The sequence below is a fragment of the Tateyamaria sp. LSS28 genome (genome assembly GCF_059611725.1).
Genome location: NZ_JCAPFI010000003.1, coordinates 421,628 through 440,937 on the forward strand (window position 1 = coordinate 421,628; position 19,310 = coordinate 440,937).

15 protein-coding genes are annotated in these 19,310 nt (G+C 59.4%); 13 read left to right on the forward strand and 2 right to left on the reverse strand.

The window, feature by feature from the left end; genetic code table 11:
• The first annotated feature begins 60 nt into the window (after nucleotides 1-60).
• From AC53L6_RS10655 to purL, 4 genes are all read left to right on the forward strand, one after another.
• The gene (locus AC53L6_RS10655) at nucleotides 61-966 is read left to right on the forward strand and encodes a LysR family transcriptional regulator (RefSeq protein WP_299200413.1); all 906 of its coding nucleotides are present in this window, start codon (nucleotides 61-63) and stop codon (nucleotides 964-966) included.
• A gap of 241 nt (nucleotides 967-1,207) precedes the next feature.
• Nucleotides 1,208-3,484 carry a mechanosensitive ion channel family protein gene (locus AC53L6_RS10660; protein ID WP_496907822.1) on the forward strand — a complete coding sequence of 759 codons (2,277 nt, stop codon included), beginning with the start codon at nucleotides 1,208-1,210 and terminating at the stop codon, nucleotides 3,482-3,484.
• A gap of 159 nt (nucleotides 3,485-3,643) precedes the next feature.
• Nucleotides 3,644-4,027: a hypothetical protein gene (locus AC53L6_RS10665; protein WP_299741870.1), complete on the forward strand. Its 384-nt coding sequence runs from the start codon at nucleotides 3,644-3,646 to the stop codon at nucleotides 4,025-4,027.
• A 257-nt stretch (nucleotides 4,028-4,284) separates the two neighbouring features.
• On the forward strand, nucleotides 4,285-6,444 hold the full coding sequence (gene purL / locus AC53L6_RS10670; RefSeq protein WP_496907823.1) for a phosphoribosylformylglycinamidine synthase subunit PurL: 2,160 nt from the start codon (nucleotides 4,285-4,287) through the stop codon (nucleotides 6,442-6,444).
• Nucleotides 6,445-6,491: 47 nt separating this feature from the next.
• Here the strand turns inward: purL and AC53L6_RS10675 are convergent, their stop codons facing one another.
• Nucleotides 6,492-7,745, reverse strand: coding sequence for a vWA domain-containing protein (locus AC53L6_RS10675; protein WP_496907824.1), 1,254 nt, complete (start codon nucleotides 7,743-7,745; stop codon nucleotides 6,492-6,494).
• Between the two features lie 60 nt (nucleotides 7,746-7,805).
• Nucleotides 7,806-8,714 carry an AAA family ATPase gene (locus AC53L6_RS10680; protein ID WP_189369998.1) on the reverse strand — a complete coding sequence of 303 codons (909 nt, stop codon included), beginning with the start codon at nucleotides 8,712-8,714 and terminating at the stop codon, nucleotides 7,806-7,808.
• 192 nt (nucleotides 8,715-8,906) lie between these two features.
• Here AC53L6_RS10680 and AC53L6_RS10685 point away from each other — a divergent pair, with 192 nt between their 5' ends.
• From AC53L6_RS10685 to AC53L6_RS10725, 9 genes are all read left to right on the forward strand, one after another.
• Nucleotides 8,907-9,935, forward strand: a complete 1,029-nt coding sequence (locus AC53L6_RS10685; RefSeq protein WP_496907825.1) for a glycosyltransferase family 2 protein — start codon at nucleotides 8,907-8,909, stop codon at nucleotides 9,933-9,935.
• Entirely contained in the window at nucleotides 9,932-10,558 is a 627-nt protein-coding gene (locus AC53L6_RS10690; protein WP_299741882.1) for a sulfotransferase, read from the forward strand. The genes AC53L6_RS10685 and AC53L6_RS10690 overlap by 4 nt, the downstream gene beginning before the upstream one ends.
• Nucleotides 10,558-12,930 carry a glycosyltransferase family 2 protein gene (locus AC53L6_RS10695; RefSeq protein ID WP_496907826.1) on the forward strand — a complete coding sequence of 791 codons (2,373 nt, stop codon included), beginning with the start codon at nucleotides 10,558-10,560 and terminating at the stop codon, nucleotides 12,928-12,930. The genes AC53L6_RS10690 and AC53L6_RS10695 overlap by 1 nt, the downstream gene beginning before the upstream one ends.
• Nucleotide 12,931: 1 nt before the next feature.
• Nucleotides 12,932-13,633, forward strand: coding sequence for an FkbM family methyltransferase (locus tag AC53L6_RS10700; RefSeq protein WP_496907827.1), 702 nt, complete (start codon nucleotides 12,932-12,934; stop codon nucleotides 13,631-13,633).
• Nucleotides 13,630-14,676 (forward strand): glycosyltransferase family 2 protein, encoded by a 1,047-nt coding sequence (locus tag AC53L6_RS10705; protein ID WP_496907828.1) that lies wholly within the window; start codon nucleotides 13,630-13,632, stop codon nucleotides 14,674-14,676. The genes AC53L6_RS10700 and AC53L6_RS10705 overlap by 4 nt, the downstream gene beginning before the upstream one ends.
• Nucleotides 14,677-14,763: 87 nt before the next feature.
• The gene (locus AC53L6_RS10710; RefSeq protein ID WP_299200484.1) at nucleotides 14,764-15,726 is read left to right on the forward strand and encodes a phosphoadenosine phosphosulfate reductase; all 963 of its coding nucleotides are present in this window, start codon (nucleotides 14,764-14,766) and stop codon (nucleotides 15,724-15,726) included.
• A 33-nt stretch (nucleotides 15,727-15,759) separates the two neighbouring features.
• Nucleotides 15,760-16,791: a dihydroorotase gene (gene pyrC, locus AC53L6_RS10715; RefSeq protein WP_496907829.1), complete on the forward strand. Its 1,032-nt coding sequence runs from the start codon at nucleotides 15,760-15,762 to the stop codon at nucleotides 16,789-16,791.
• A 76-nt stretch (nucleotides 16,792-16,867) separates the two neighbouring features.
• On the forward strand, nucleotides 16,868-17,542 hold the full coding sequence (locus AC53L6_RS10720) for an orotate phosphoribosyltransferase (RefSeq protein WP_496907830.1): 675 nt from the start codon (nucleotides 16,868-16,870) through the stop codon (nucleotides 17,540-17,542).
• A gap of 270 nt (nucleotides 17,543-17,812) precedes the next feature.
• The gene (locus AC53L6_RS10725) at nucleotides 17,813-19,306 is read left to right on the forward strand and encodes a replicative DNA helicase (RefSeq protein WP_299741895.1); all 1,494 of its coding nucleotides are present in this window, start codon (nucleotides 17,813-17,815) and stop codon (nucleotides 19,304-19,306) included.
• The last annotated feature ends 4 nt before the right edge of the window (nucleotides 19,307-19,310 follow it).

Sequence of the window (19,310 nt, forward strand, 5' to 3'; positions counted from 1 at the left end):
AGCGATGTGAAAAGAGACTATTTCGGATACGGTAGCGCAAACGTTACGAAAGTGGTGCAAATGGACTGGGATAAGTTACGGATATTTCACGCGGTCGCAGACGCGGGCAGCCTGACTCACGCAGGTGACAAGCTGAATCTGAGCCAATCCGCCGTGTCCCGGCAAATCCGCGGGCTCGAAGAATCGCTGAACGCCACCTTGTTTCACCGCCATGCACGCGGGCTGATCCTGACGGAACAGGGCGAGTTGCTGTTTGATGCGACGACCGCGATGAACAAGCGGCTGGACACTGCAAGCGCCCGCATCCGCGACAGCGAAGAAGAAGTGTTCGGCGATCTACGCGTCACGACCACAATCGGCTTCGGCACGCTGTGGCTGGCCCCGCGTCTGGTCAAACTCTATGAGCAATACCCAGACCTCCGCGTCGATCTCATGCTCGAAGAGCGCGTGCTCGACCTGCCCATGCGCGAGGCCGACGTGGCCATCCGTATGAAAGAACCCAGCCAGGCCGACCTGATCCGAAAGCGTCTTATGACGGTCAAGATGCAGGTGTTCGCCACGCAGGCTTATCTTGATGCCAATGGCACACCCAACACGCCGGAAGACCTGATCCATCACCGCCTGATCTGCCAGAACGTAAACTCGGCCCAGGTGGGCGCAGGCAGCAGCCTCGTGCAGCACTTGCTGACCTACGAAGTGCGGTCCCTTCTGACAGTGAACAACTACTTCGGCGTGTTGCAGGGGGTGCTTCAGGATCTCGGCCTTGGCATCCTGCCCGACTACGTCTCACTGGACGATCCGCGACTCGTCCGCGTGCTACCCGAGATTGAATCTGCTGATGTGCCTGTTTTTTTGGCGTACCCAGAAGAATTGCGCCAATCCAAGCGGATCGCCGCCTTCCGGGACTTCGTGCAGGAAGAGATCATCGCGTACCGTAAGATGTTGAGGAAAAAAGAAAATCCCTGAGATATGCGAAAAATGCATATCTGCCATGCCTTTGCGCGTGCAGAAAGTGCCTTGATCGGGGGCATTAGCATCCCTACCTCGCCTACTGAAGATACACGGCGCATATCGCGCCATCTTCATACCTCCCTGTTGGACTTGGCCGAGCTTCGCGCTCGGCCTTTTTTTATCCCCGCGTTGCAACGAATCCCTTTTCCGGTCATGCCGGGAAAAAAGACTTTGCGCCGGGGGGCCTATGCATTTGATGAATTTCCTGCTGCGGACGATGGTATTCGTCCTTTCATTGACCATTGCCGTCGGCGCATCCGCACAGGGCCTGTCCGTGACAGGAAGCAGCTCATCTTCCAGCGAAACGGTCCCCGAGCTGCCCGACCCTCTGACCGAGGATGCAGCAAACGCATTGATCTCGCGCCTGTCCGACACGCAAGTGCGCGAGCTGCTGCTGGATCAACTCAACGCGCAAGCTGTTCCGGAACAGGAAGACGCAGGTGTTGGCGAATTTCTGTACCACCTAACGACCGGTGCGTTCGGCACAATCACGGAGTCGGTAGAACGCGTGCCGATCCTGTTCAGCAGCCAGGCCAAGGCGTTTTCGAATTTCGCCAACTTCGTGGGCACAAATGGTCTGCTAGCAACCGCAGGCTTCTTCATTCTGGTCACAATCGGAGCGCTGTTGATCGAACTGGTGTTCCGGCGCTTTATCCGCAGATGGCTGATCCTGCCCGAACAGGCGGATCAGGATGCCAACTTGCGGTCCACTCTGTCCCTGCTCTTTATCCGATTGCTCAGCGAACTGGCCGCAGTGGGGGTCTTTATCGCGGCAGCCATCGCACTGACAAACCTCGTCGTGCCACCCTACTACCATCCATTCATCACCTTGTTCGGATTCAACCTCGTGGGCCTGCCTCGGTTGGCCATCGCGGTGGGGCGCTTCTTCATGGCGCCGACGGCGCCTGCATACCGGATCGTGCACGCCACGGACGAGGTCGCACGCGCCATCGTATTTCATATGTTCTGGCTTGCGCTCCTGATCGGGTTTGGTGCCTCCATCATCCCGTTCAACGCAGCGAATGGCGTGCCAATGGGTGAATCCCGCATCGGTTTCTGGATCAATCTTTCGGTGCACGTTTATGTGGCCGTCATCGTCTGGCGCTACCGCGATGCCATGGTGCGCATGATGCGCGGCGCTGATCCTGACGTCAGCCCGGTCGAAGAACGCATTGCGCGCGCCTTCCCCTATTTCGCCATTGCGACCGCCATAGGCACATGGTGGGTGGTCAACATCGTGGTCAGCTATGGCAACTTCGCGGCGCTGGCCAGCGCACCTCACTACAAGACCATGACACTTCTGCTGTTCGCTCCGGCCATGGACACGGCAATCCGCGGCCTCGTGCGGCGGTTGGCCCCGCCGATGACGGGTGAAGGGGCGGTCGCACAACGCGCATATGTTGCAACGAAACGGTCCTATATCCGCATCGGCCGAGTCATCGTGTTCGGTATCGTGCTGATCTCGATCGCGGGCTTCTGGGGCATGACACCGACAACGCTCGCCTCGGCCGGTGTTGGCGAACGCTTCGCCGCCAGCCTGATCGAATTCCTGATGATCATCGCAATCGGCTATCTGGTCTACGAGGTCGTCTCGCTCATCATCAACCGCAAGCTGGCCGCGGAACAAACGGCATCAGGCTACGACCCTGACACGGAAGACACCGGCGATGGCGGCGGCGCGGGCGGATCGCGCCTGTCGACCGTGTTGCCCCTGATCCTTGGCGTGAGTCAGGCAACCATCATCGTCCTGTTCCTCTTGTTGGGGCTCAGCAACATCGGGGTGGACACGACGCCGCTGCTGGCAGGTGCCGGTATCGTCGGCCTCGCCATCGGCTTTGGCGCGCAGAAATTGGTGACGGACGTTGTGTCGGGTATCTTTTTCCTGGTCGATGACGCCTTCCGCACCGGCGAATATGTCGAAGTGGATGGCACCATGGGCACGGTCGAAAAAATCTCGATCCGCTCCATGCAGCTGCGCCACCACAAGGGCCCGGTGCATACCTTGCCCTATGGCGAAATCCCAAAGATCACCAATTTCAGCCGCGACTGGGTGATCATGAAACTGCGCTTTACCGTCCCCTTCGGCACCGATCCTGAAAAGGTCCGAAAACTGTTCAAGAAGATCGGGCAGGAAATGATGGCCCTGGACCAGTTCAAGGACGACTTCCTGCAACCCTTCAAATCCCAAGGCGTGTTCGAGTTCGACGACGTGGGCATCGTGATCCGGGGCAAGTTCATGGCCAAACCCGGCACACAATTCGTGCTGCGCAAGGAAATCTACAACCGCGTCAACAAGGCGTTCGAAGAGAACGGCCTCGAATTCGCGCGCCGCGAGGTGCGTGTGGCCATCCCGAACCTCACGGATCAGGACAAACTGACGGATGAGGACAAGGCCACCATCGCCGCAGCCGCGACACAGGCCGCGCAAGAGGTGGCGGATCAAGCTCCTGCGGCGGATAAACCCGGGGATTGAAGCGGTCGACCTAAAAACGAGAAAGAAAACTTTATTCAGTCACGCGGCATCGCATTCCGGTGTGATGACATAGGGTGATCGACACGTGGTCGTGACACCACCTTTCTTTGGGGAAGCTGGCAACCATTTGATGTGCAACAGCATAAAAAGGAGCCTGTTATGACGTTTATTAAATCGACCCTTACCGCATTGACACTCGGCCTCTCAGCCACTGTTGCGCACGCCGACCTCAGCCCGTCGGATATCGCCGCCATCGATGGCAAAAGCGGTATTCGCGTCTATTCTTCAGACGGTGACTTCGTGGGGCTGACCAATGGCTTGCGCATCAACCAGGATCGCACGCGCCTCTTTTTGGTGCCGCGCGCCGGATCCATTTTTCGTTTGCGTGGCAAGGACGTGATCGTCACAACCAAGACCGACCTGTTGACGCTGCAGGATGGAAATATTGTGATTGATGCCGACACCCAAAGGCTGCGGATCAAGGCCCGGTCATCGTCCTCTGATGACGATGGAATCGTGACCATCCTGCTTTTGAATGGCTAAGACACACCCTGTGTTGCGCGCATCTTGTGTCCGACATGGCGCGCGCAACCGCTCCGGGTCATGGCCCAGCCTGCCTAAGTCAGGTTAATTTCGGCCAAAGCGACCGCGCGACGATCTAAGCAATTGATCTCTCGGAACGATCAAAAAGCGATGAAAATACCCTAAACGCAACGTACAGGCTGTCCCCGCGGGGACAAACCCTTTCCCCTGCCCCGTCCCTGCTCTAAAGAGCGGTCCAAAGCCGCGGGGGACGCCACATGACCGAGCCGAAAATCACCGAAGATCTGATCGCTAGTCACGGGCTCAAACCCGACGAATACGACCGCATCCTCGAGATCATCGGACGTGAGCCAACCTTTACCGAGCTCGGTATCTTTTCGGCCATGTGGAACGAACACTGCTCCTACAAATCCTCCAAAATCCACCTCAAGAAACTGCCGACCACGGGCCCTCAAGTGATCTGTGGCCCGGGTGAGAACGCCGGCGTGGTGGACATCGGCGACGGACAGGCCGTGGTGTTCAAGATGGAGTCGCACAACCATCCCAGCTACATCGAACCCTACCAGGGCGCGGCCACCGGCGTGGGTGGCATCCTGCGCGATGTCTTCACGATGGGTGCCCGCCCGATTGCATCTATGAACGCCCTGTCTTTCGGCGAACCCGATCACCCCAAAACCCGCCAATTGGTCCATGGTGTCGTCGAAGGTATCGGCGGCTACGGCAACGCCTTCGGCGTGCCGTGTGCTGGCGGAGAAGTGCGGTTTGATCCTGCCTATAACGGCAACTGTCTGGTCAACGCTTTCGCTGCCGGTTTGGCCGACGCCGACAAGATTTTCTACTCCGCCGCTTCAGGCGTTGGCATGCCGGTGGTTTACCTCGGTGCCAAAACAGGCCGCGACGGTGTGGGCGGAGCCACCATGGCCTCTGCCGAGTTCGATGACACGATTGAAGAGAAACGCCCCACTGTTCAGGTAGGTGACCCCTTCACCGAAAAGCGCCTGATGGAAGCGACGCTGGAACTGATGAAGACCGGTGCCGTGATCTCGATCCAAGACATGGGGGCGGCAGGTCTGACCTGCTCTGCCGTCGAGATGGGCGACAAGGGCGGTCTTGGCGTTAAGCTGAACCTCAACGACGTGCCTGTGCGCGAAGAGAACATGACCGCGTATGAGATGATGCTGTCTGAGTCCCAAGAACGCATGCTCATGGTCCTCAATCCCGAGCTTGAGGCCGAGGCCAAGGCCGTCTTCGATAAGTGGGATCTGGACTTCGCCATCGTGGGTGAAACGCTTCCCGAAGACCGCTTTCTGATCGAGCACGATGGCGAGGTCAAAGCAGACCTGCCGCTGTCCAAACTCGCCTCCGAGGCCCCGGAATATGACCGCCCATGGGAACCCACACCAGAAGCCAGTCCCCTCGGGGACATCCCAAGCATCGACCCGATCGACGGCCTCAAGGCCCTGCTGGCCAGCCCCAACTACGCCGCGAAACAGTGGGTGTTTGAGCAATATGACACCATGGTCATGGCCGACAGCGCCCGCACACCGGGTCTGGGGGCCGGGATCATGCGGGTGCATGGCACGGACAAGTCCCTTGCCTTCACGTCGGACGTCACCCCACGTTACGTCAAGGCCAACCCGGTCGAGGGCGGTAAGCAGGCCGTGGCTGAAGCCTATCGAAACTTGACGGCAGTGGGCGCCAAGCCATTGGCAACAACAGACAATCTGAACTTCGGCAACCCTGAAAAGCCCGAGATCATGGGGCAGTTCGTGGGGGCGCTCGACGGGATTGGTCAGGCTTGCGAAGCGCTCGACATGCCCATCGTGTCGGGCAACGTGTCGCTTTACAACGAGACGGACGGCACCGGCATCCTGCCCACCCCCACCATCGGGGCCGTTGGGCTGATCGATCACCCAGACAACATCATCGGTGGCGACGTGCGCGATGGCCACGTGGCCTTGCTGGTCGGAGACTGCGGCGGGCATCTGGGTCAGTCGGCAATCCTTGCGGAAGTGTTTGGACGTACCGACGGGGACGCGCCACATGTGGATCTTGATGCCGAGAAGCGGAATGGCGATTTCATTCGCGAAAACAGACACTTGATCAACGCCTGCACCGATCTGAGCGATGGCGGCCTTGCCCTTGCTGCCTTTGAACTGGCAGAGGCGGCAGGCGTTGGCGTATGGATCGACGCCAACGAGATGGGCAGCTTCTTTGGCGAAGATCAGGCACGTTACCTGGTAGCGTGTTCGTTCGACAAGGCCGAAGCCTTGATGATCGCCGCTGGCAAGGCGGGTGTTCCTATCGTTTCCGTCGGCAAATTCTCGGGCGACACGGTGTGGATGGGCAACAGCTCGGCCCCGCTGTCGGAATTGTCGGACATCTATCGCAACAGCTTTGCCGATACATTCGCGTGACCCTGTTGGGACGGCGAGACTTTTCGTACGAAAAATCTTGGCCCGGATCAGGCGGTGATCATTCGGAGCAAGCGGTCTCGGTCGCCAACGTCGTCACGCAGGGAGATCACCTGCGCCAGTTCTTCGATTGACGCGATAGAATGACCCGCGCGGAAGCTGTCCACATGAGGCAACATCGCCGCAATGCCACGGGCACGGGGTGCAAAATCCTCCCATCTTAACAACGGGTTGATCCAGATCAGACGTTGTGCGGAGAGGTGCAGACGCTCCATCTGTTTTGCCAATGCATCCGGGTCGTCGCGGTCGAGGCCGTCTGTGATCAACAGGACCACGGCCCCTTGCCCCAGCACCCGGCGGGACCAGTCGCGATTGAACGTTTCAAGGCACGATCCAATCCGCGTACCACCTTCCCAATCCTGCGCTTCCGCCCCTGCGGCTTGCAGCGCCGCATCCACGTCACGCTGTGCCAAATGCCGCGTGATGTTTGTGAGCCGCGTGCCAAAAGTGAAAGCGTGCACCTTGGCCCAGCCCGCCCCTTTTGCATTCGCCACAGCATGGAGGAAGTGCAGCACGACGCGGGAATACTGGCTCATCGAGCCCGAGATGTCGCAGAGCGCTACTAGGTTCGGATAGCGGACCCTCGGCGTTTTCCATTTCAGATCGCGCATCTCACCGCCCTGTCGCATGGCGGCGCGCAAGGTGCGGGCGGGATCGATGCGCCCCAGCCCTGCGACCCGTGTCCGGCGCGTGGGCATGGGATCGACCGGCAGCGCCATGCGGGCAAGCATGGCTTTGGCTTGCGCCATTTCCTGCGCGCTCATCTGCTCAAAATCGAGGGTTTTGAGCTGTTCCTCGTTGCTCATGGTGAGCGAGGCGTCAATTTCGATCTCGGTCCCGCCTTCCTCCATCTCTGGCAGGTCGATGTCATCGCCAGCTCCATCAAGCAGCGCTTCGGCGGCGCGTTTCTCAGCGGCTTGTGCGCTACGGTCTTCCTGTACGCCCCGCACGGCAGGCAGCATGGCAGCCATCATGTGTTCGAGGTAGCGTGGGTCGCGCCAGTAGAGGCGGAAAATCTGGGCAAAGACCGCCCGGTGTTCCGGCTTTGAGACAAAGCAGGCGTGCAGCGTCCAGTAAAAGTCACGTTTCTCGGTGAAGCCCGCCTTGGTCACTGCCGTGATGGCATCCATCACGCGGCCCGTACCAATAGGTAGGCCAGCGCGGCGCAGGGCGCGGGCGAAATGGGTGATGTTTCCCGCGAGCTTCGGGTTTTCGGGGAGTTCGAGAGTTGCGTATTCAGGCATCTGTCGTGCCGGGGGCCAGCCCCCGGACCCCCGAAGTTTTCCTGGCAAGATGAAGTTGGATCATGCCGGCTCCAAGGATGCCTTGGCTTCATCCAGCAGGCGTTTGGCCTCGGAACCTTGGAGTTTCTGGATGTCGTCCTGGTATTTGAGGATTGCGCCAAGCGTGTCGGCGATAACCTCCGGGCTTAGGGTGAGTACATCGAGCGCCAGCAGGCATTTGGCCCAGTCGATGGTTTCGGCGACGCCAGGTTTCTTGAACAAGTCCTCGGTCCGCAGGCGTTGAACGAACGCCACCACCTCGCGGCTGAGTTCTGCGGCCGCCTCGGGCGCGCGGGCGTTCAGGATTTCCATCTCGCGGTCGAAATTCGGGTAGTCGACCCAGTGATAGAGGCAACGACGTTTGAGCGCGTCGTGCACTTCGCGCGTGCGGTTGGAGGTGAGGATGACGATGGGCGGTTCCGGGGCCTTGATCGTGCCCAGTTCGGGGATCGTGACCTGAAAGTCGGAGAGCGCTTCGAGCAGGAAGGCCTCGAACGGCTCATCCGTGCGGTCCAACTCGTCGATCAGCAGGACCGGCGCACCGTTTTCGTCGGGGCGCATCGCGTCGAGCAGTGGGCGCTCGATCAGGTAATCATCCGAGAAAAGCTCGGTTTGCAGCGCCTTGCGGTCGGCCCCGCCCGATGCTTCCGCCGTGCGGATCGCGACCATCTGTGCCGGGAAGTTCCATTCGTAGACGGCCGATGACGCATCGAGCCCTTCGTAGCACTGCAACCGGATCAGGCGACGGCCAAGTGCAGCCGCCAGCGCCTTGGCGATTTCGGTTTTGCCGACGCCTGCTTCGCCTTCCAGGAACAGGGGGCGGCCAAGTGACAGGCTAAGGAACACGACGGTCCCAAGAGCGCGGTCACAGACATAGCCTTGGTCGGCCAGCATGGTCTGGACGGCGTCAATGGAGGTGGGTGTGTGCATCGGGTTTCCTTCCTTGCGTCCAACCTGCATCGCTGGGCCCTGTCGTCAAGGCCTCCTAAAGTCCTGTGCGTTGACGGGATTCGCGAGAAATGGCATGGTGTTAACGGGATAAGAATGAGGTTCGCGGCATAGATACCGGGACCCGGAACAGAGGCGGTGGGCAATGACCCGATCACGAAAGGCTGGCGTTTGATGCGCATTACGGCTGTGACCTGCGTGAAAAACGAGGGCCCGTTTCTGTTGGAGTGGATTGCCTTCAACCGCCTGATCGGCGTGACCGATCATCTGTTTTATTCCAATGATTGTACCGATGGGACCGATACCCTGCTGGACGCCTTGGCCGATCGCGGGTTGTGTCGGCATTTGCCGAACCCGGCCGAGGGGCGCAATTACCAGATGGAGGCGCTGAAGGATGCGCGCCGTCAGGATGTCGTGACCGACGCCGACTGGGTTTGGGTCGCGGATGTGGACGAGTTTTTGAACATCCATGTGGGCAATCACACGATCCCGGCGCTGATCGAGGCCTGCGGTGACCCGCAGGCGATTTCGGTGACCTTCCAGTTTTTTGCCAATGATGGCGTCGACACGTTTGTTGATGCGCCGGTGATCGGCCAGTTCCATCGCTCGCACAATCCGGACCTTTGGTGTGGAGAGGCCGCGATTGAGGTCAAGTCGCTGGTGCGTCACGACTTTCCCTTGCAGTACTACGGCGCACATCGCCCGTTCCAGAAGGGCAAAGCCAAGCCTGCGTGGACCGATGGGTCGGGTCGCAAGGTGCCGCACAAGTTCCTTGTCGCCGCCAATCCACGCCGCATTCGCCGCTTTCCCGCCCACGGGGCGCGGGAGTTTGCGACCTTGAACCATTATGCTTTGCGATCTTTGGATAGCTATCTGGTCAAGAATGACCGGGGCGATGTGAACCGCGAAAACCGGGCCTTTGACGACACCTATTGGCGCGAGCGGAATGACCCCGCCTGGGAAGACAAGAGCATTCAGCGCTATTTGCCTGATCTGAAAAAGGCGTTGGTGGAGCTGAAGAAAGACAAGGAGATCAGTGCGCTGCATGACGACTGCGTGCAGCGGCATATCGCCAAGCGGGACGAGTTGCTGGCAATTCCGGAATACCAGGCAATGCAGGCACAGTTGCATGCCGCCTCGACCCTGCCGCCGCAGGAAGAAGCGATGTTGATCGACCTGGGATTGATGGAGCCCGCGGCATGAGTTTGCGCGTTGTGAACCTTGGTCTGCCCAAGACCGGCACCACGACGCTGGCCCGTGCCCTGCGTCGGGCGGGGCTGCATGTGGCGGACCATCGCGTGCGGCCGCGCCAAACCAACAATACGCAGCTGCACAATGAATTTGTCGCCGACCTTTTGTATCGTGGATATTTTGAGACAGGTGATCCGGCCGCGTACTTCGCCGACTTCGATGCGATTTCGGAGATGAGTGTGCTGCGCGCGGGACGGTCGCTGTGGCCACAAATGGATTTCGGGCTGATCATGGCGATCCGCAAGCACAATCCCGGCGTCAAGTTCCTTGCTTCGAACCGCGATCCTTTCGAGATGTCGCAATCCATGTTGGCGTGGTCCGATCTGGGCACGTCGCGCCTGCCCGCCAACAACATCCCAGGCCTGCCGGAAGGGTTTGGAGAGACAAGCATTCAGCGGATGCAGTGGATCGAAGCCCATTATGCCCATCTGCGCGCGATCTTTCGCGATGATGACGATTTTCTGGAATACGACGTGGCCGACCCCGAAGCCAAAGACCTGATCAGCGGTTTCATCGAGCTGCCGGTGAACTGGTGGGGTCGGACCAATGTGAACAAGTTGAACGAGGTTGCCTGATGCGAATCCACCTGCATATCGGGTTGGAACAGGTGGGCGCAGACCGCCTGCAGAACGTGCTGGCCGCCAAACGGGACCAGATGATCACCAAGGGCGTGCTTTATGCGCGCAGCCCCGGAAACAAGAACCATACGCGCCTTTACATGGCGGTGACAGAGACTGCGCATGTCGATCCATTGCGTTACAACCGCGGATACATCACAGCTGACAAACAGAAAGTTCTGCATGATACGGTCGCGGCTGATCTGGCCAAGGAAGTCGCGCAGTTTTCACCAGATCACTTGATCCTGTCCGCGTCGCAACTGGGTGTGAGCCTGGTGTCCAAATCCGAACTTGAGCGATTGAAGGCCCTGCTGGCACCCTTGTCCGAGGACATTCGCATCATTGCGCATATCGATGAACCTGCGCACCTGCTGGCCCGCCACTACCGGGAACAGATCATGGAGGGGCGCGGCGTCGCGCTTACCCAGGAACTGGAGCTTGCGGGCAGCAAGACATGGTGGGCAGACGCACTGGCAGCCGCGCCCCGGATCAATCCGCAGGCGGGTGTGTTCATCGAAAGCCAGGCTGCCCCATGCTGGCTGGACTACAGCGCCCTGGAACGACACTGGAACGCGGTGTTTGGCGAGGGCGCCCTCACGTTCCGGGCCTACGATGCAGAGGGTTTTGCCGCCGAAACGGTGACCGAAGAAATACGTGCGGCATTTCAGATCAAACCGGCCATTGGCAAGACTGCAAAGGCGGATGTGCCTTCCGAACCATCTGCGGCGTGGTTAGCGCGCGGGCGGCAGTTGAACGACCTGATCCTGCAGGTGCTGGCGAATGAGAAACGCATTCTGCCCCGGCAGTTGTGGCGATCTTTTGTGAATGAAATCAAGGTGGACGGTGATCCCATTGATCCCGCATCGCTATCCGCCATCTCAAAAACCTTTGCCACGCAGAACACTGCCATTGCCAAGGCACACGGCCTGCCCACGGATCTGTTCAAAGCACCGCGTGCAAAGAAGGCCTGGGAAGAGGCGAATCCGACACGCGGCTTCCGCGCCTCCCAGTATCTACTGGGCTTCATGTGGCGGATCGACAAGGCGACACAAGAAGAGCGCAAGACCAAAGCAGCTGATCTGGCCCGCCTGAACGGAGCCACCGCCCCCACACCGCCGGGGCCGGACCCTGTGCCAAGCGATGGTCTGACAGATACGGCCCGCGCCTTGATGCCACCGCTGGCCGTGCAAAACTTTGAAAAGCTGCGCACGTCCTCATTTGCACCGCACAACAAGCTGGGCGCCGTCAACGAAGAGGAACTGGCCGCAGCCTACCCACCCATCGGCAAGCGCGATCTGCCCAAGGGGTCGACCGGCAATGTCATTGTCGGCTGCATGAAGAATGAGGCGCCCTATATCGTCGAATGGGTCGCCTATCACCGGGCGATGGGCGTCGACAATTTCCTGATCTACACCAACGGATGCGAAGACGGCACGTCGGAAATCCTGGATCGTTTGCAAGACATGGGCGTGCTCCAGCACCGCAACAACGACAACTGGAAGGGCAATTCGCCCCAGCAATACGCGCTGAACCAGTCACTGAAAGAGCCTCTGATCAAGAACGCAGACTGGATCATCCATATTGATGTGGATGAGTTCATGAACGTGCGCACCGGCAACGGCACGTTGCAGGATTTCTTTGACGCAGTACCGGATGCAACGAATGTCGCCATGACCTGGCGGTTGTTCGGCCATAACGGCGTGACCGAGTTGAAAGACGAGTTTGTCATCGACCAGTTCGACCACTGCGCCCCGAAATATTGCCCCAAACCGCACACGGTCTGGGGGTTCAAGACGATGTTCAAAAACATCGGCGCCTACGAAAAGATCAGCTGCCACCGGCCGAACAAGCTGGACCCCAAATTTGCCAAGAAAGTGCAGTGGGTGAATGGCTCGGGCAAGGACATGACCAAGGAAGTCGCCGAAAACGGCTGGAGAAGCTCAAAGAAATCAATTGGGTATGACCTTCTGCAGCTCAATCACTATGCTCTGCGCAGCGCAGAAAGCTTTCTGATCAAGCGGCAGCGTGGCCGTGCGCTGCACGTGGATCGGTCCATCGGGATCAACTATTGGATCCGTATGGATTGGTCCGATTTCCGCGACATCACCATCAAACGAAACCTGCCCCGCATGCGCACCGAATATGAGACGTTGATGCAGGATGCCGAACTGCGCAAGTGGCACGAATTTGGTCTGACATGGCATCGGACCAAGGCGGACGAGCTCCACGCCAATCCGGAGTTCCAAGACCTGTATGATCAGGCCCTTAAGGTCAAACTGACCGAGACTGAGCGGGTGGCCTATGCCCTCGCCCTCGACATGGAGAGTTGAGATGGATGGTGCACAGATCGAGCATGACGTGATCACGACCCCGCGGGGATTGTTGTTCCCACGCGATACGGATGTGCTGAAGCCACGCATTGCGGGCAGCTTGCGGCGCGGCCTTTATGAGAGGAAGGAAGGTGACGCGGTGTTGCGCGTCATCCAGCCTGATGATGTCGTTCTGGAGTTGGGCGGCGGGGTTGGCTTTATTTCCACCCTTGTGGCCAAGAAAAGCCAGGCAGCGCATGTGCATGTCTACGAGGCGAACAGTGTTCTGGCTGATTACATCCGCCGGGTGCACGTCGCCAATGGGATCGAGAATACGACCGTGCATCACGCCATACTGGGCAAGCGCAAGGGGACCAAGGACTTCCATGTGCGCGGCAACATCCTGGCTTCGTCCGTCGAAGAGACAAATGGCGAGGGCATCGTGCGCACAGAGACCGTAGATGTCGTGAATGCGGGCCAACAGACCAAGGCAATCAAACCCACGGTTCTGGTGTGTGACATCGAAGGGGACGAGGCAGAATTGCTGCCCGAGATGGACCTGAGCACCCTGCGCGCCGCCGTCATTGAACTGCATCCGCAATGGATCGGCCCAGAAGGTGTGAACGCAGTCTTTGGCGCAATGATGGGCGCCGGTCTGGCCTATTACCCCAAATTATCCACGCAAAAAGTCGTCACTTTCCGCAGGGCCTGGCCGCTGAAGTGACACATCTTGCCCTTCTGACGGTCCGGAACGAGGCTGCGTTCATTCTGGAATGGCTGGCCCATCACCGGGCTGTCGGTTTTGACGATTTCCTTGTGTTTTCCAATGATTGCGATGATGGCACCGATACCATGCTGGATCGGCTGGCCGGGCTTGGCTGGCTGAGCCATGTGCGCAACGAAGGCCCCTATGACAAAGGCGGTATCCAGTTCACGGCCCTCAAGGCCGCTGCCAAGATGGATCAGATCAAGACAGCGGATTGGATTCTGCCGCTTGATGTCGATGAGTTCGTCAACATTCATACTGGTGACGGTACATTATCGGCCCTGCACGCCGCCCTGCCCGAAGCCACAGCCATCACGTTGACATGGCGTCTGTTCGGCAACAATGGCCAGGTTCGATATCTGGACCGACCGGTGACGGATACCTTTCCCATGGCTGCACCAGAGGTCCTGCACTGGCCGTGGCGCGCATCCATGTTCAAGACGCTCTATGCGAATGACGGTACGTATCGCAAACCCGGCGTGCATCGCCCGCGCGATGCGGATGGCAGCAAGCTTGCGCAGGCCAATTGGTTCGATAGCCATGGACGCGCGTTGCCGGAACAGTTCAAAACCCGCCGCCTGTTTTCCAACTACGGGCAACCCAATTACGGGTTGGCGCAGCTCAATCACTACCCGCTGGGAGCGATGGAAAGCTATGTTCTGAAGGCGGACCGGGGCCGCGCCGTACATTCGGACGATTTGCTGGGCGTCGATTACTGGGTTGAGCGGAACTTCTGTACGGATGAGGACCGAACGATCAGCCGGTATGCGGAACGGCGCGATGCGCATCTGGCCGACCTGAAGGCTGATAGTGTGCTTGCAACACTGCACGACGACGCCGTCGCGTGGCGCAAATCAAGGTTCGATGAATTGATGCAGCAAGAACCGTTTCGCGCGCTGTTTGGCCGTCTGCTGATGACGCCACCCACACGCCCTGTACCGCCAAAAGCCGCGCAATTCATGATCCAATACGCCAACCAGGCGCGTCGCTCGGCGCAATAGTCGCGCAAATTTTCCCCATTTTTGCCCCATTGCGGCGGTACCTCACCCTCAACCCGCGGTTCAAAGGCGGGATGTGAGGATAGAGCAATGCAGGACCAAGAGATTCCGTTCGAGCCGGATCTGGCCGATCTGCCGAAAGCTGAGTGGCTGTCACGCCTGATGCAAACCGCTGAAGACCAAGGGTTTTTCCAAGCCCTGGGGCGCAAGCATTTTGCAGCGCACATTCGGCGCGGCGACACGTTGGTCGTGACCTTCGAATCGGTACAGGGTATGCGCGCCCTGTCAGAGCGGGCCGAGCCTTTGGGCTGGTCCATGGTGCGCGACAATGACTGGTCGCACCTGTGTATCGCGTCGGACGGCGACACTTGGTTTCGCGACCGGCACGTGATCGGCCTATTCGATCAGCTGGTCGATGACGGCTTTTTCGACGACTTCGAAACGGTGCTGTTCTACGGGGCCGGTCCCTGCGGATATGCCGCTGCTGCCTATTCCGTAGCCGCACCGGGGGCGCAGGTGCTTTTGATCCAACCCCAGGCCACGCTTGATCCGCGTGTGACGGAATGGGACGACCGATTTATCGAGATGCGGCGCACCGACTTCACGTCGCGCTACGGCTACGCGCCAGACATGCTGGACGCCTGTGCGCAAGCCTATGTGCTGTACGATCCGGTTGAAAGACTGGACGCCATGCACGCCGCCCTGTTCACCCGCGCCGGTGTGACACAATATCGCCTTCGTAATATGGGCGACACGATCCAGAGCGACCTGATGGCCATGAACGTGCTGCCTGACCTGCTTGAAATGGCCGCCGAAGGCACGCTGGATGATCTGCAATTCGCCAAGATCTATCGCGCGCGCCGCACCTATCCGGGCTATCTGCGTCGTGTTCTGGCCGCCCTCGACCGCAACGAACGGACCGAGCTGACCTACATGATGGCGCGCAACGTGGTGTCGCGTATGAAGCGGGCACCTCGGTTCCAGCGCCGCCTGGCCGAGATTGACGCACTGCGCAATGCCGCAAATGCCAGAAGTGCCGAGCCCGAGGACTAGAAACCCATGTCATGCCCATGCTAACGGCGGCGCATGACCACACTCACCATCGCCCGCCCCGACGATTGGCACCTGCATCTGCGTGACGGCGCAATGATGCGCGCCGTGCTGCCATGGACCGCGCAACATTTTGCCCGCGCCATAATCATGCCCAACCTCGTGCCTCCGGTTGTTACAGGTGCTCAAGCTGCTGCCTATCGCGATCGCATCCTGTCCGCCCTGCCCGACGGCATGGACTTTGATCCGTTGATGACGCTGTACCTGACCGACGACACGGATGCGGATGACGTGGCCGCAGCGCACGCAAGTGGTTTGGTCAAAGCCGTCAAACTCTATCCGGCCGGGGCAACCACCAATTCCGCTTCGGGCGTCGCAAACTTCGACAAGGTGCGCCCGGTGCTGGAGCGCATGGCGGAGATTGGCCTGCCCCTATGCGTGCATGGTGAGGTCACCGACCATGACATCGACATCTTCGACCGTGAAGCGGTGTTCATCGACCGGGTTCTCGACCCAATCCGACGCACCACACCCGGCTTGCGCGTTGTCATGGAACACATCACCACGTCGAACGCGGTCGACTACGCCCGCGCACAGGATGAGAGCCTTGGGGCCACGATCACGACGCATCACCTGGTGATCAACCGCAACCACATCTTGGCCGGGGGTATCAAGCCGCACTACTACTGCCTGCCTGTTGCCAAACGGGAGGAGCACCGACTGGCGCTGCGTGCTGCTGCAACCAGTGGCGAGGCGCGGTTCTTTCTGGGTACCGACAGCGCGCCGCACACCGATGAGAACAAGCTGTTGCCATGTGGCTGTGCGGGTTGCTTCACAGCCCCCAACACGCTGCCCATACTCGCACAGGTGTTTGAGGAAGAGGATGCGCTGGACAAGCTCGAAGGCTTCACATCGCGCAACGGCCCAGCCTTCTATGGGCTACCCGCCAACGAAGACACCATTGCCCTCACCAAATCCGCCCCTACGCTGCCTGACCAAATTGACACTGACGATGGCCCGGTCACCGTCTTTGATCCCGGTTTCGATCTGACGTGGTCCGTCCAGTAACTTCCCTGTTTCAAGAAAATCCCCGCCGGAGGCTCCCGCCCCCTCCACGCAGCACAAAGCCCGAAAGCAAAGCGCCATGATCCCAACAAGCTACCCCACACCCGAAGAAATGGCCCGTCTGACGGCCCGCATGCTGCTGGAAATCAAGGCCGTACATTTCAACGCGGCAGAGCCGTTCACATTGGCTTCGGGCCTGCCAAGCCCGACCTATATCGACTGTCGCAAGCTGATCTCTTACCCGCGCATCCGGTCGACGCTGATGGATTTTCTCACTGTCACCGTTATGCGCAATGCGGGGTTTGAAGCGTTCGACAACATCGCGGGTGGCGAGACGGCAGGCATCCCTTTTGCTGCCTTCGTGGCCGAGCGGATGGCCCTGCCGATGACCTACGTTCGAAAAAAGCCCAAGGGATATGGCAAGGGCGCCCGGATCGAAGGGGACATGACCGATGGTCAGCGCGTTTTGCTGGTCGAGGATCTGACGACCGATGGTGGATCAAAGCTGAGCTTTGTGGATGCCATCCGTGATGCTGGGGCAGCCTGCGCGCACACAGCTGTTATCTTTTACTACGGGATTTTCCCAGAGACCGAGAAGGTATTGGGCGAACATGGTGTGACGCTGCATCACCTGTGCACATGGTGGGATGTGTTGGCCGAGGCCAAGGCGTCCGGCGCGTTTGATGCGGCGACTTTGGACGGCGTCCAGGACTTCCTGAACGACCCACGCGCGTGGCAGGCAGCCCGGACGTAACGGAACTTTGCCGATACGGCTCCGTTTGTAGCTTTTCTACATAGAGTCTGGCTGTGGAACAGTGTGCAAAACCATGATTCTTTTGCACGGCGCCGGACAGATGTGGTATGCGTGCAGGACGCCATTGCCATATGTGGGAAAGTGTAAACCACGATTGTGGAGAATCCACCGGGTTTTCCACAGACTTGCTCCCGGTTTTCAACGCCTATGCGCTTGTGGCAAGACACCCGGAACGCGGGGACAATAAAACAACGAGCAGAGAGTGGGGCGATGAACGAGATTGCAGCAATCAATCCGACCGGGGTTGCGGTTCAGGATGCCGAGACCATGCCCCACTCGATCGAGGCCGAGCAGCAATTGCTGGGCGCGATTCTGACCAACAACGACATCTATGACCGTGTCGCATCGATCATCAATCCGACCCATTTCTATGACCCGGTACACGCCCGCATCTTTGAGATTTCGGCGGCTCGGATCGCCAAAAACAATCTTGCCTCTCCCGTGACGCTCAAGGCGTTCATGGAGGAGGATGAGGGGCTGAAAGAGCTGGGCGGTCCGGCCTACCTTGCCCGCCTTGCCGGGGCCGCCATCAGTGCCTTTGCCGTGCGCGATTATGCGCAGATGATTTATGATCTTGCCGTACGCCGCGACCTGATCCAACTGGGGCGCGACATCAGCGCCAAGGCGGCCAAGGTCGATGTCGCCTCGGAGCCCAAGGAGCAGATCGTAGAGGCCGAACAGGCGCTTTATAAGCTGGCCGAACAGGGCACATCCGAGGGTGGATTTCAGAGCTTTCTCAAGGCTGTAACGGATGCAGTTAATGTCGCCAATGCCGCGTATCAGCGGGAAGGCGGACTTGCGGGTATCTCAACTGGCCTGATCGATATGGACAAGAAGCTGGGGGGTCTGCACCCGTCTGACCTTCTGATCCTTGCGGGCCGTCCGTCGATGGGGAAAACCTCGCTCGCCACCAACATCGCCTTCAACATCGCCAAGGCCTACAAGAAAGGCCTGAAACCCGACGGAGCCGAAGGCGCGATTGAAGGCGGCGTTGTGGGCTTCTATTCACTCGAGATGAGCGCGGAGCAGCTCGCCGCGCGTATCCTGTCCGAGGCCGCCGAAGTGCCCTCGGAAAACATTCGTCGTGGTGACATGACCGAGGCCGAGTTCCGGCGCTTTGTGGACGCGGCCAAACAGCTCGAAGCCTGCCCGCTCTATATTGACGACACTGCCGCCATCCCGATTGCCCAGCTGTCCGCGCGCGCGCGCCGGTTGAAGCGGACGCACGGGCTGGATGTGCTGATTGTCGACTACCTGCAACTGGTGCGCGGTGTGTCCGAAAACCGTGTACAGGAGATCGGCGAGATATCCATGGGCCTGAAGGCCATCGCCAAAGAGCTGAACATCCCCGTCATCGCGCTGTCGCAGCTTTCGCGTCAGGTCGAAAACCGGGAGGACAAGCGCCCGCAGCTGTCAGACCTTCGGGAATCGGGATCGATTGAGCAAGACGCCGACGTCGTCATGTTCGTTTTCCGCGAAGAGTATTATAAGGAACGTGAGAAGCCCGGTGACCACGACCTGGAAGCCATGGCCAAGTGGCAGGAAGAGATGGAGCGGCTGCATGGTCGCGCCGAAGTCATCATCGGCAAGCAGCGTCACGGCCCCATTGGCACAGTGGACCTGAGTTTCGAAGGGCGCTTTACCCGTTTCGGCAACCTCGTGCAGCCCTGGCAACAGGGTGGCGGCGGCGACGCCGGGTTCTGATCAC

What these genes read in the sequence shown, in the direction of transcription:
- AC53L6_RS10655 (WP_299200413.1), top strand. Translation starts at nt 61, where the DNA reads ATGGACTGGGATAAGTTACGGATATTTCACGCGGTCGCAGACGCGGGC.
- AC53L6_RS10660 (WP_496907822.1), top strand. Translation starts at nt 1,208, where the DNA reads ATGAATTTCCTGCTGCGGACGATGGTATTCGTCCTTTCATTGACCATT.
- AC53L6_RS10665 (WP_299741870.1), top strand. Translation starts at nt 3,644, where the DNA reads ATGACGTTTATTAAATCGACCCTTACCGCATTGACACTCGGCCTCTCA.
- purL (WP_496907823.1), top strand. Translation starts at nt 4,285, where the DNA reads ATGACCGAGCCGAAAATCACCGAAGATCTGATCGCTAGTCACGGGCTC.
- AC53L6_RS10675 (WP_496907824.1), bottom strand. Translation starts at nt 7,745, where the DNA reads ATGCCTGAATACGCAACTCTCGAACTCCCCGAAAACCCGAAGCTCGCG.
- AC53L6_RS10680 (WP_189369998.1), bottom strand. Translation starts at nt 8,714, where the DNA reads ATGCACACACCCACCTCCATTGACGCCGTCCAGACCATGCTGGCCGAC.
- AC53L6_RS10685 (WP_496907825.1), top strand. Translation starts at nt 8,907, where the DNA reads ATGCGCATTACGGCTGTGACCTGCGTGAAAAACGAGGGCCCGTTTCTG.
- AC53L6_RS10690 (WP_299741882.1), top strand. Translation starts at nt 9,932, where the DNA reads ATGAGTTTGCGCGTTGTGAACCTTGGTCTGCCCAAGACCGGCACCACG.
- AC53L6_RS10695 (WP_496907826.1), top strand. Translation starts at nt 10,558, where the DNA reads ATGCGAATCCACCTGCATATCGGGTTGGAACAGGTGGGCGCAGACCGC.
- AC53L6_RS10700 (WP_496907827.1), top strand. Translation starts at nt 12,932, where the DNA reads ATGGATGGTGCACAGATCGAGCATGACGTGATCACGACCCCGCGGGGA.
- AC53L6_RS10710 (WP_299200484.1), top strand. Translation starts at nt 14,764, where the DNA reads ATGCAGGACCAAGAGATTCCGTTCGAGCCGGATCTGGCCGATCTGCCG.
- pyrC (WP_496907829.1), top strand. Translation starts at nt 15,760, where the DNA reads ATGACCACACTCACCATCGCCCGCCCCGACGATTGGCACCTGCATCTG.
- AC53L6_RS10720 (WP_496907830.1), top strand. Translation starts at nt 16,868, where the DNA reads ATGATCCCAACAAGCTACCCCACACCCGAAGAAATGGCCCGTCTGACG.
- AC53L6_RS10725 (WP_299741895.1), top strand. Translation starts at nt 17,813, where the DNA reads ATGAACGAGATTGCAGCAATCAATCCGACCGGGGTTGCGGTTCAGGAT.